At 72.1% G+C, this 11,588-nt stretch carries 8 protein-coding genes; 5 read left to right on the forward strand and 3 right to left on the reverse strand.

The genetic code is table 11. The features are described 5' to 3' along the window. Nucleotides 1-60 precede the first annotated feature (60 nt). The gene (locus tag E1292_RS19510; RefSeq protein ID WP_132596655.1) at nucleotides 61-2,790 is read left to right on the forward strand and encodes a DEAD/DEAH box helicase; all 2,730 of its coding nucleotides are present in this window, start codon (nucleotides 61-63) and stop codon (nucleotides 2,788-2,790) included. 90 nt (nucleotides 2,791-2,880) lie between these two features. On the opposite strand, the gene E1292_RS51215 is transcribed toward E1292_RS19510, so the two are convergent. Continuing rightward, the gene (locus E1292_RS51215) at nucleotides 2,881-3,066 is read right to left on the reverse strand and encodes a hypothetical protein (RefSeq protein WP_165974631.1); all 186 of its coding nucleotides are present in this window, start codon (nucleotides 3,064-3,066) and stop codon (nucleotides 2,881-2,883) included. Between the two features lie 514 nt (nucleotides 3,067-3,580). Between E1292_RS51215 and E1292_RS19520 the strand changes: the two genes are divergently transcribed. Both E1292_RS19520 and E1292_RS19525 read left to right on the forward strand, forming a co-directional pair. Then, nucleotides 3,581-5,248: an ABC transporter ATP-binding protein gene (locus E1292_RS19520; protein ID WP_246090206.1), complete on the forward strand. Its 1,668-nt coding sequence runs from the start codon at nucleotides 3,581-3,583 to the stop codon at nucleotides 5,246-5,248. A gap of 329 nt (nucleotides 5,249-5,577) precedes the next feature. Next, the gene (locus E1292_RS19525) at nucleotides 5,578-6,156 is read left to right on the forward strand and encodes a TetR/AcrR family transcriptional regulator (protein ID WP_132596657.1); all 579 of its coding nucleotides are present in this window, start codon (nucleotides 5,578-5,580) and stop codon (nucleotides 6,154-6,156) included. A 157-nt stretch (nucleotides 6,157-6,313) separates the two neighbouring features. On the opposite strand, the gene E1292_RS19530 is transcribed toward E1292_RS19525, so the two are convergent. Then, nucleotides 6,314-6,637, reverse strand: coding sequence for an STAS domain-containing protein (locus E1292_RS19530; RefSeq protein ID WP_132596658.1), 324 nt, complete (start codon nucleotides 6,635-6,637; stop codon nucleotides 6,314-6,316). A gap of 568 nt (nucleotides 6,638-7,205) precedes the next feature. On the opposite strand from E1292_RS19530, the gene E1292_RS19535 reads away from it, so the two are divergent. Beyond that, nucleotides 7,206-8,270, forward strand: coding sequence for a hypothetical protein (locus E1292_RS19535; protein ID WP_132596659.1), 1,065 nt, complete (start codon nucleotides 7,206-7,208; stop codon nucleotides 8,268-8,270). Nucleotides 8,271-8,316: 46 nt separating this feature from the next. On the opposite strand, the gene E1292_RS19540 is transcribed toward E1292_RS19535, so the two are convergent. After that, the gene (locus E1292_RS19540) at nucleotides 8,317-9,219 is read right to left on the reverse strand and encodes a siderophore-interacting protein (protein ID WP_132596660.1); all 903 of its coding nucleotides are present in this window, start codon (nucleotides 9,217-9,219) and stop codon (nucleotides 8,317-8,319) included. Nucleotides 9,220-9,514: 295 nt separating this feature from the next. Between E1292_RS19540 and E1292_RS19545 the strand changes: the two genes are divergently transcribed. Then, complete coding sequence (locus E1292_RS19545; protein WP_132596661.1) at nucleotides 9,515-11,587, forward strand: alpha-galactosidase; 2,073 nt, start codon at nucleotides 9,515-9,517, stop codon at nucleotides 11,585-11,587. Nucleotide 11,588 lies beyond the last annotated feature (1 nt).

Consider the following 11,588-nt stretch of genomic DNA (forward strand, 5'->3'; position numbering starts at 1 on the left):
GCGTGGCCCCGCAAGCCCGGCGGGACGGACCGGAATGGCGATTTCGGTAGGCTGGCCGGTATGACAACGCCAGCGGAACGCTATGCGGCCTTCCGTCAGAAGCACGGGGACGACGGGGCCGCTCTCAGATCGTTCCGGGGTCTCTACGACTTCGCGCTGGACGACTTCCAACTGGACGCCTGCCGGGCTCTGGAGGCCGGTGACGGCGTCCTGGTGGCGGCCCCGACGGGGTCGGGCAAGACGGTCGTCGGCGAGTTCGCCGTCCATCTGGCGCTGGAGCAGGGCCTCAAGTGCTTTTACACCACCCCCATCAAGGCGCTGTCCAACCAGAAGTACAACGACCTGGTCAAGCGCTACGGCACCGCCAAGGTCGGCCTGCTGACCGGTGACAACAGCGTCAACGGCGAGGCCCCCATCGTGGTCATGACCACCGAGGTGCTGCGCAACATGCTCTACGCCGGCTCGGCGACGCTGGCCGGGCTCGGGTTCGCCGTGATGGACGAGGTCCACTACCTCGCCGACCGCTTCCGCGGCGCGGTGTGGGAAGAGGTCATCATCCACCTGCCCGAGTCGGTCCGGCTGGTGGCGCTGTCAGCGACCGTCAGCAACGCCGAGGAGTTCGGCGAGTGGATGGGCGAGGTGCGCGGCGACACCACGGTGATCGTCGACGAGCACCGCCCGGTGCCGCTGTGGCAGCACATGATGGTCGGCAACCGCGTCTACGACATGTTCGTCAGCGACGACCTGACGCCGCGCATCAACCCCACGCTGATGCGGGTGACGCGCGACGCCGAGCGGCTGACCGCGGGCCGGGGCAGGCGCGGCTACGGCAGGCCGCAGCGCTCCCGCCCGCCCGACCGGGTGCAGGTGATCGAGAAGCTCGACGCCGAGGGGCTGCTGCCGGCGATCACGTTCATCTTCTCCCGCGCCGGCTGCGACGCGGCCGTGCAGCAGTGCCTGTACGCCGGCATCCGGCTCACCACCGAGCGCGAGCGGCACGAGATCAGGCAGCTCGTCGACGAGCGCACCGCCCACCTGCCCGACGAGGACCTCGCCGTGCTCGGCTACCTCGAGTGGCGCGACTGCCTGGAGCGGGGCCTGGCGGCGCACCACGCGGGCATGCTGCCGGCCTTCAAGGAGGTCGTGGAGGAGCTGTTCACGCGCGGGCTGGTCAAGGCCGTGTTCGCCACCGAGACGCTGGCCCTGGGCATCAACATGCCGGCCCGCAGCGTGGTGATCGAGAAGCTCGACAAGTGGAACGGCGAGACCCACGCCGACCTCACCCCCGGCGAATACACCCAGCTCACCGGGCGGGCCGGGCGGCGCGGCATCGACGTCGAGGGCCACGCCGTGGTGCTGTGGCAGCCCGGCATGGACCCGCTGTCGGTGGCGGGCCTGGCCGGCACCCGCACCTACCCCCTGCGCTCCAGCTTCCAGCCCTCCTACAACATGGCGGTCAACCTCGTCGGCCAGTTCGGCAGGGAGCGTGCCCGCACGCTCCTGGAGGAGTCGTTCGCGCAGTTCCAGGCCGACCGGGCGGTCGTGGGGCTGGCCAAGCAGCTGCGCAAGCACGAGGAGGCGCTGGAGGGCTACCAGGAGGCCATGACGTGCCACCTGGGCGACTTCCCCGAATACGCCGCGCTGCGCCGCCGCCTGTCCGACCGCGAGGCCGAGCTGTCCCGGCAGCGCGGCGCCGCCCGCCGCGCCGCCGCCGTGCGGTCGCTGGAGGCGCTGCAGCCGGGCGACGTGATCCGGGTGCCCGGCGGGCGCAGGGCGGGCCTGGCGATCGTGCTCGACCCCGGCCGCAACCCGCGCGGCCACGCCGCCGGGCCCAGCCCGCTGGTGCTGACGATCGGCAAGCAGGTCAAGAAGCTCGACCCGGCCGATTTCCCCGTGCCGGTCGAGCCGTTGGAGAAGTTGCGCATCCCGAAGAACTTCAACGGGCGCTCGCCCAAGGAGCGCGCCAACCTGGTCTCCACGCTGCTGGCCAAGATCGGCGACCGCGACCTGGGCAAGCCGCCCAGGGCCCGCGACCACGCGCTGGAGGACGACGAGGTCAACGAGCTGCGCCGGCGCATCCGGCAACACCCCTGCCACGGCTGCGACGAGCGCGAGGACCACGCGCGCTGGGCCGAGCGCTACCATAAGCTGCTGCGCGAGACCGAAGGGCTGCGCCGCCGGGTCGAGGGCCGCTCCCACGTCATCTCCCGCACGTTCGACCGCATCTGCGCGGTGCTGGAGCAGCTGGGCTACCTCGACGGCGAGGCCGTCACCGACGAGGGCCGCCGGCTGGGCCGCATCTACACCGAGCTCGACCTGCTCACCGCCGAGTGCCTGCGGATGGGGCTGTGGGAGGAGCTGGACCCGAGCGAGCTGGCGGCGTGCGTGTCGGCGCTCGTGTTCGAGTCGCGGGCGGCCGACGACGCCCGCAGGCCCAAGATCCCCGCAGGGCGGGCCCAGGACGCCCTGACGTCGATGGCGCGGCTGTGGGGCGAGCTGGAGGCCATCGAGTCCGACCACGGGCTCTCCACGATCAGGGAGCCCGACATGGGCTTCGCGTGGGCGGCGTTCCGCTGGGCCAAGGGGCACAGCCTCGACGCGGTGCTCCTGGAGGGCGTCAACGGCAACGAGCTGGCGGCCGGCGACTTCGTACGGTGGGTCAAGCAGCTGATGGACCTGCTCGGCCAGCTGGGGAGCGCCGCACCGCAGGGCAGCAAGATCAAGCAGACGTCGGTCAAGGCCATGGACGCCATGCGGCGCGGGGTGGTGGCCTACTCCTCGCTCACCTGAGCACCCGCGCGCGCGCGAGCCCCGCACCGGCCGGCGCGCGGGCGCCCAGGGCCACGCTCCAGGGCCACTTCCCTGCGCTACTTCTCGGCGCTATTTCTCGGCGCGGGCGCCGAACACGGTCAGTGCCAGGCCGAGCAGGCCTGCGACGACGCTGGCGGCCGTCAGCGCGCCGCCGTCGAGCACCAGGTGCAGCAGGCCGAAGTGACGGTCGAAGAAGAAGCCGGCGACGAGGCCGCCGAAGCCCTGGATCATGAGGAGTATGCCGAGGATAGCCATGCCTCGACGATCGCAGCCAGAGGCGGCCGGATCATCGAACCAAAGTATCGGCCCACCTGTTCCTTGGAACCAGTTCTCAGAAGCATCTTTGACGTTCGGCTGACTTCTGCCAGGACATTATCCCGTTTGCATGAGATTTAACGGCGATGCGAAGTGCCGTTCTCAGCGGGATTCTCTGGTCAAGTCTCTTTTAAATGGTGAATATGCCGTGCTATATCGCAATTCGGGTGCTAGTGTCCGTTTTGTGCAAGTTAGCCAACGGGGGAGGAATCATGGCTAGCACGCAGTTCACACAGGTCGGCCACCAGCTCGGATGGGGATGCCGTAGGCGTCGTCGTCGCCGCTGGTGCGGCGGATGCCGTCGTCGCCGCTGGTGGGGCTGGGGGTGGTAAACCGCCCCGCTGAGGGCCGGCGGCTCAGCCGCCGGCTCTCATTCTCTGTCTCCGGCCGAGAGCTCGCTCCGGCGATTTCCATTCGCCGCACATTCCGCGAGTTCTGGCCGGACACTCGCGGATTGCGCCGCCTATTCGCGGCCGGTGTCGTCTTCGCCATCGTCGCCGCGCTCTGCGAGGTCGCCGCGATCCGCCTGTTCGGCCACATCACCGACGAAGTGCTCACCACCAAGGAGCTCGGGGCGTTCTGGACCCCGGCGTTCACCTGGCTCGCGCTCGCCGCGGTCGCGGGGGCGGCGTCCTTCGGCGGGACGTACATCACCGCGCTCGGCGCCGAACGGTTCCTGCTGAAGTTGCGCGACCGGGTCTACGCGCACCTGCAGACGCTCGCGCCGGAGTTCTCGGAGAAGCGCCGACTGGGCGACCTGATGGCGCGCCTGACCGACGACGTCGAGGCCATCGAGGAACTCGTCGGATCGGGTGTGGTCAAAGCCGTCACCACGGTCGCCAGCGTGATCTTCTTCGCGGGAGCCGCCTTCTTCATCCGGTGGGACCTCGCGCTGATCACGATGGCCCTGATCCCGGCGTTCCTGGTGGTCTCCAAGGTGTTCGCCGCCAAGTTCAGGACCGCCGCGGCGCGGGAGCGCCAGAGCAACGGCGTCATGAACAGCGTCCTGGAGGAGGGGCTGGCCAACCAGCCGCTCGTGCAGGCGTACAACCGGCAGGGCGCCGAGTCGCGGCGCCTGCACGGGGAGGGCCGCAACTGGCTGCGCGCCAACATGACGCAGGCCTGGCTGTCCGGCCTGTACGGCCCCGCCGTGCAGGTCATCGAGACCGTCTGCCTGATCGTCATCCTCGGGTTCGGCGCGTGGGAGATCGCCGCCGGCCGGCTGACGATCGGCGGCCTGCTCGCCTTCGCCGCCTACCTGGCCATGCTGTACCCGGCCGTGCAAGGGCTGGGAGAGCTGGCCCTGACGGTGTCCGAGGCGGCGGCCGGGTCCGACCGGGTCATCGAGATCCTGCGGACCGGGGCCACCGTCACCGACGCTCCCGACGCCGTGCCCGCGGGCAGGAGCAGCGGGCGGATCGCGTTCGAGCGGGTGGGCTTCGCCTACCCGGGACGAGGGCGGCCGGTCCTGCGGGACCTGTCGTTCACCGCCGAGCCGGGCGACGTCGTCGTCATCGCCGGACCCAGCGGATCGGGCAAGTCCACGCTGGCCAAGCTGCTGCTGCGCTTCTACGACCCGGACGCCGGACGCATCCTGCTCGACGGCGCCGACATCCGGGGCCTGACGCGCCGGTCGCTGCGCGAGAACGTCACGATCCTGCACCAGGAGACGCTGATGTTCTCGGGGTCGGTCCGCGACAACATCGCCTACGGGCGGCCCGGCGCCTCGCACGACGAGGTCATCAAGGCCGCCGAGGCGGCGGGCGTGCACGACTTCGTCAAGCTGCTGCCCCAGGGCTACGACACGCCGGTGGGGCAGCGGGGACGGCTCCTGTCCGGCGGGCAGCGGCAGCGGATCGCGATCGCCAGGGCCATCCTGCGCGACGCGCCGGTGCTGGTGCTCGACGAGCCCATGACCGGGCTGGACGCCGCCACGGCAGCGCAGGTCATGAAGCCGTTGCGGCGGCTCATGACAGGGCGTACGACGCTGATGATCACGCACGACCCGCGGCACGTGCCCGAAGGCGCGCGCAGGGTGGAGCTGGAGCCCGTGCGAGGGCCGGAGCGCATCCGGCTCAAGCGCGTCGGCGCCCGCGGCACCCGCTCCCCGGCGCGCTGCTGACCCCCTCCCTGACCCGCCGGATGGTTGCCCCGGCCTGCGACACCCGCCCTACGGGGCGGGTGTCGTGGTTCCGGGCCCGGCTCGCCGCCGGAGCGGCCGCCCGATACAATCGCGAGGCTCTCTCCGCTTGCGTCCGACCGCGCGGAGAGACTCTCCCCGCGTCGAAGGCAGGTTCCTTTCGTGACTCCTCCACTGCCTGGTGGGAGCGGCTTTTCGCTTCCACCGGCCGAGGCCGGCGACACCCGAGCGCTGCCCGCCGCGAGCGTCGGTGTTCGGCCGGGGAGTCGGCGTCCCTGCCGGGGCTCTCGGCAGCCCGCACGCCGGGTCTGATGGGCGACGACCACAGCTCGGCCCGGCCGCTGCGCGCCGACGCCCGGCGCAACCGGGAGCGGGTGCTGCAGATCGCGCAGGAGGCCCTGGCCAGCGACGGGCTGACGATCTCCTTCGACGAGATCGCCCGACGGGCCGGGGTCGGCGTCGGCACCGTCTACCGGCACTTCCCCACCAAGGAGGCGCTGTTCGAGGCGGTGCTGCTGGGGCGGATCGAGAGGTTCGTGGCCGACGCCCGCGGGCTGGCCACCGCCGAGGATCCGGGCAAGGCGTTCTTCGGCTGGTTCGCGAAGGTCGTCGATGAGGCCGCGGCCAACCAGGCGCTCTGCGACATGCTGGAGAGCGGCTCCGGGATGGCCTTACGGTCGGGCTCCATCCTGGAGGACGACTTCGCCGCCGCGATCGACCGGCTGCTGGCGAGGGCCCAGCGGGTCGGCGCGGTACGCCCGGGCCTGACCGGCCAGGACGTGGCCGACCTGCTGAGAGGATGTCTGGTCGCCGAGCGGAGGGCGCGGTCCAGGCACGGCGCGGTGCGGATGGCGGACGTGATCTGCGACGGCATGCGGGCCGGCTGCTGACCTGTCACCCGACGTCCACCAACCTTGTCCACGACCCGCCCGCAGCCCGGTCGTGGGGCGGTGATGGGGAGGGCGGTGATGGGCCCGCAGCGCGAGGGCCGTGGCGAGCGGCCGGGGTGGATCATGGATACCGGCCCGGTAACCGAGGGCGAAGCGTTCAGGTGAGGTGCGCGTCCAGGCCGGTGATGCGCAGCAGCCGCCTCATGGAGGGCGGTGCGCCCGTGACGCGCAGCGGGGTGTCCTGGCTCATGGCCTGATTCTGGGCGGAGACGAGGGCGCCGAGCCCGGCGGCGTCGATGAAGGACAGGCCGCTCACCTCGACGACCAGGCTGAGCGTGCCGTTGCGGACATGACCGGCCTCCCGCAGCAGCCGGGCCAGCCGCCCGCGGAGCACCTCGGCGGTGGCGATGTCGAGCTCGCCGGAGACGCTCACGGTCACCGTGCCGTCGTCGCGGCTGGTGGTCAGGTGCAGTGGGTCCATCCGCGTTCTTTCCAGGGCCGGATTCGTCCCGTCGGTGGCGCGAACCCCGCCCTTGCCGTACACGCCGGATGCTGTATTCGCGTTACACGCAGTTTCGTGTGCGTTTCTGGTGGAGTGTACAGGTCCGGCGCCGCGTGTTCAGGGGACTTGCGGTGTTTCGGGGGAAAAGAGAAATCCCTAGGAAAACAATTCCGGTTACCAGATGCAAGATTCCCTGCTCTGCAGCGTGCTTTGGTCCCGGGTAGGCCGAAGGCGCCCTGGCCGGGGGAGTCCCGCCGGTGACAGGGCAGCTCAAGGTGCCTGGCTGGTGGCAGACGGTGGTCGCGCCGGCGTCCGCCTGGGCAGTGGCGGGGGTTCGCCTGGGCGAGGCCGCCCAGGCGGTGGACCAGGGGCATGCGTGTGGCGAACGGTGCCGCCCGGTGGCCTTGTCGCCGTGGAACAGCGCCGCCACCCGGGCGCTGTTCTCGCACCGGGAACGACCAGCCGAATTTTAGGGAAATTGTATGATTTGTCAGGCATGATCACACTACGCTGCTACTCGGTAAGGTACGAGGGAAAGCAAAGAACAGTGTGGATCGCAGTCGCAGTGCCGGCCGCCATCGTCGTGGGCATGGTGGTCTGGTGGCTCCGCAGGGACCCCGTCGGTGGCGATGCCGCCGATCAGTTCGAGGTGGAGCGGAAGTGGCCCTGGGAGCTCCGGCTCACGCCGGAGGCCCAGGCGGCGTTCATGGAGGGCCTGCGGGCCTACAACGACGCGGGCAACCGCCTGGCCGTCGTCGGCGAGCAGGGAGTGCTCACGACGTACGACCCGCCGCGGCTCATCTCGCTGCACCTGCTCGCCGACGTGTTCGCGGCCCGGGGGGACGCCGCGCTGCACGACCCGCAGGAGACGGTGACGGCGCTGATGGACCGGCTGGCGGGGGCCGAGCGGCCGGGGGTGCTGCACCTGCGCCCCGGCTGGCTGAGCGGTGAGGTCGACGGCATGGACCGGGCGCGCTTCACCGAGGCGGTGCGTGACATCGTGTGCGGCGCACAGGCCGAGGGCGTCGTGAGCCGGTCGGTCGACGAGACGATCGGGGCGCTCCAGGTGGCCGTGCTCGGCGACCCGTCCGCCGCGCAGAGCGAGGAACCGGCGCACGTCAACGGCAGGCCGGTGCCCGAAATGGCCGGGTCGGCAGCGGCGGCGGTCAAGGACCGTCCGGATGAGATGGCCGGGCCGACCACGGCGGCGGTCAAGGACCGTCCGGATGAGATGGCCGGGCCGACCACGGCGGCGGTCAAGGACCGTCCGGACGAGATGGGCGGGCCGACCACTGCGGCGGTCAAGGACCGTAGGGACGAAGCGCCTGGGTCGGCTGCGGCGGTGGTCAAGGACCGTACGGACGAAGCGCCCGTGCCGGACGGTACGCCGAGCGGGCGCGTCAACACGATGATGCTGGATCTGGCCCGGGTGCTCGACCGCTACCGGGAGGCTCGCGGCAAGCAGCCGGACGCCACCCCCGAGGCGCTGCTGCGCGAGGTCCTGCCGCGCCTGATCGCCTCCGGCGGGCCCGGGCTGACCTGGACCCGGCCGCCCTCGCAGGACGACCTGCGCATCGTGCTCGCCGGTACGGGCTCACCCGGCTCGCACTGATCCCGCCGGTACGGCTCGCCGTCGTACGAGGCGGGGCGGTGTGCCGTCAGTTCTCGGCGCGGCCCTGGCGCCAGTAGCCCATGAAGGCCACCGCGCGCCGGTCCATGCCGCGTTCGGCGACCAGGTGCCGTCGCAGGGTCCTGATCACGGACGCCTCGCCGGCCAGCCACGCGTACAGCGGCCCGTACGAAGGCGGCTCCTCCTGCGGCACCTCCCACAGCTCCTCGGCGTCGGCGTCGACGTCGACGTCGACGTCGTCGAAGGTCTCGGGGACGGGCAGCGGGGGCAGCAGGCGTCCGGCGGCGGCCCGTACGGCGGGAATGAGGCCGGCGCCGCGCTCGCCCCCGTTCCTGGCCAGCCAGGTCACCTTGACCGAGGCGGCCGTCTCCACGGGCAGGAAGTCGTCCTCGCCGGGCACCTCCATCAGCACCTCGCCCGCCAGTTCGGCGGGCAGCCGCTCGAGTACGCCGCAGATCGCCGGAACCGCGGTCTCGTCCCCGGCGAGCAGCACGCAGCCGGTGCCGGCCGGCGGGCGGAACTCCAGGCCGCCGTGCGTGCCGTCGTAGCGCGCGTCGGGGCCGAAGAGCGCCGCGACGTCGCCGGGACGCACCTGCTCCGCCCATCGCGCGACCGGCCCGCCGTCGGGGTGCATGACCACGTCCACGTCGACCTCGCCGGCCTCGGGGCGCACCAGCCTGGCGGTGTACGTGCGCATGGGGTTGCGCTTGTCGTCGTCGAGTTGCCGCCAGCGCATGTACCAGTCGGTGCCGGTCGGCAGGTGCGCCAGGCCGTGCCCCGGCAGCGGCAGGATGAGCTTGAGCCGCTGGTCGTAGCCGTTGTCGGCGAACACCTGCAGGTCGTCGCCCTTGAAGGTGACCCGCAGGAAGGACGGGCTCAGCCGCTCAAGCCGGTCCACCCGTACGTCGAACATGCGATACGGCTCGGTCATCCCCGTGCACTCTCCGATCTTAATTAGGTGAGCCTAACCTAATCGATCGCGTCCGTTATGACCAGCCGGGGGACGTGCACGCCGAGTCATCGAATGTCCGCCATGACAGGAAACGTGCAGGTGGAGGCCATTCTTCACGCGGCGTGACCAGTCCTGCGACGAAGATTTCATCCCGGGAAAGATCCCTGCGTGCCAGGAGTCTCGGCACGGTGCGGCGCGGCGTGGTCCGATAGCGTCGTACCGCTGAAGCCCGCCAGGCGCCGGCCCGCGCCTGCCCCGAGTTGAGGAGCCCGACGTGTCCCCCCACATCCTTTCCGCCGCGGGCGTCGCCCTGGTGCTCGACGGCTCCGGCCCCGGTCTGCCGCGCGTGCTCCACTTCGGCGCCCGCCTGGGGCCGGTCGCCGGATCCGCGCTGGAGCCAGTGCTGGCGTCCCTGACTCCCGCGCCGCCGTTGCTGCCGGCCCAGGGAGACGGCTGGTACGGCAGGCCGGGCCTGTCGGGCGGCCGGGCCGGCGAGCACTGGCCGGTCCGCTGGAGCCTCGACCGGCTCGACGTGACGGCCACCCCCGGCGCGGGCGGCACGGTGACCGTCGCGGCCTCCGACGCGAGGGCCGGGCTCGCGCTGGAGAGCGAGCTGGCCATGGACGCCCGCGGCCTGGTGACGATGCGGCACACGGTGACCAACACCGCCGCCTCCCCCTACCGGCTGGAGGGGCTGACCTGCTCGCTGCCGGTGCCGCCGCGGGCGGGGGAGCTGCTCGACTTCACCGGCCGGTGGGCGATGGAGAAGGCGCCGCAGCGCCGGGCGTTCGGGTTCGGCGTGTGGTCGAGGGAGAGCCGGCGGGGCCGCACCGGGCACGACGGCACCGGGCTGCTGGTGGCGGGGACCGGAGGGTTCGGCTTCCGCTCCGGCGAGGTGTGGGGGGTGCACGCGGGCTGGAGCGGCAACCACCTGCACCACGCCGAGCGCCTGCCCGAGGGGCCGGCGCTGCTGGCCGCGGGCGAGTTACTCGAGCCCGGGGAAGTCGTGCTGGCGCAGGGGGAGAGCTACCGCACACCGCGAGTGTTCTTCACCTGGTCGGGCGGAGGGCTCGACGAGGCGAGCGGGCGGCTGCACGACCACCTGCGCGCGGAGGGCCCGCTGCCGGTGCGGCCCGTCACCCTGAACAACTGGGAGGCCACCTACTTCGACCACGGCCTCGACCGGCTGCTGGAGCTGGCCGAGCGGGCCGCGGCGGCCGGGATCGAGCGGTTCGTGCTCGACGACGGCTGGTTCCGCCACCGCCGCGACGACCGGGCGGGGCTCGGCGACTGGTACGTCGACGAGGACGTGTGGCCGGACGGCCTGCACCCCCTGGCCGACCGGGTCCGCAAGCTCGGCATGCAGTTCGGGCTCTGGTTCGAACCCGAGATGGTCAACCCCGACTCCGACCTGGCCCGCGAGCACCCCGACTGGATCCTCGGCCACGCCGAGCGCCTGCCGCCGCCGCAGCGTAACCAGCAGGTCCTCGACGTGGCCAGGCCGCAGGCGTACGCGTACCTGCTGGAGCGGCTGGACACCCTGGTCGGCGAGTACGCGCTCGACTACATCAAGTGGGACCACAACCGCGACATCGCCGAGCCCGTGCACGACGGCGCGCCGGGCGTGCACGCCCAGACCGAGGCCGCCTACCGGCTGATCGACGAGCTGCGCCGCCGCCATCCCGGGCTGGAGATCGAGTCGTGCTCGTCCGGCGGCGCGCGCGTCGACTACGGCATCCTGGCCCGCACCGACCGGGTGTGGACCTCCGACAGCAACGACGCGCTCGACCGGCAGGCCATCCAGCGCTGGACCGGGCTGCTGGTGCCGCCCGAGCGGCTGGGCTGCCACGTCGGCGCGCCGAAGGACCACGGCTCCGGCCGGCGGCTGCCGTTGGCCTTCCGGGCCGCCACAGCGCTGTTCGGGCACATGGGCGTGGAGTGGGACCTGACCTCGGCGAGCGAGGCCGAGCTCCAGGAGCTGGCCACGTGGATCGCCCTGCACAAGCGGCTGCGCCCGGTGCTGCACGCCGGCCGGGTGGTGCGGGCCGACCACCCCGACCCGTCGGCGCTGCTGCACGGCGTGGTGACGCCCGAGGGCAGCGTGTTCGCGTTCGTGCAGCTCACCACCCGGCTCGCCATCGGGCCCGACCCGCTGCGGCTGCCCGGCCTCGACCCCGCGGCCTCCTACGACGTGCGGGTGGCCGGGCCGCTCCCCGAGGGGGCCGGGCTGCCCGGGTGGACCGCCGCCCCGGTGCGGCTGCCGGGCTCGGTGCTCGGCGAGATCGGGCTGCCGGCGCCGACGCTGCGCCCGGCGTCGGCGCTGGTCATCGAGGTGGAGCGGGCCTAGA

It is taken from the genome of Nonomuraea deserti (assembly GCF_004348685.1).
Classification (GTDB): Bacteria; Actinomycetota; Actinomycetes; order Streptosporangiales; family Streptosporangiaceae; genus Nonomuraea; species Nonomuraea deserti.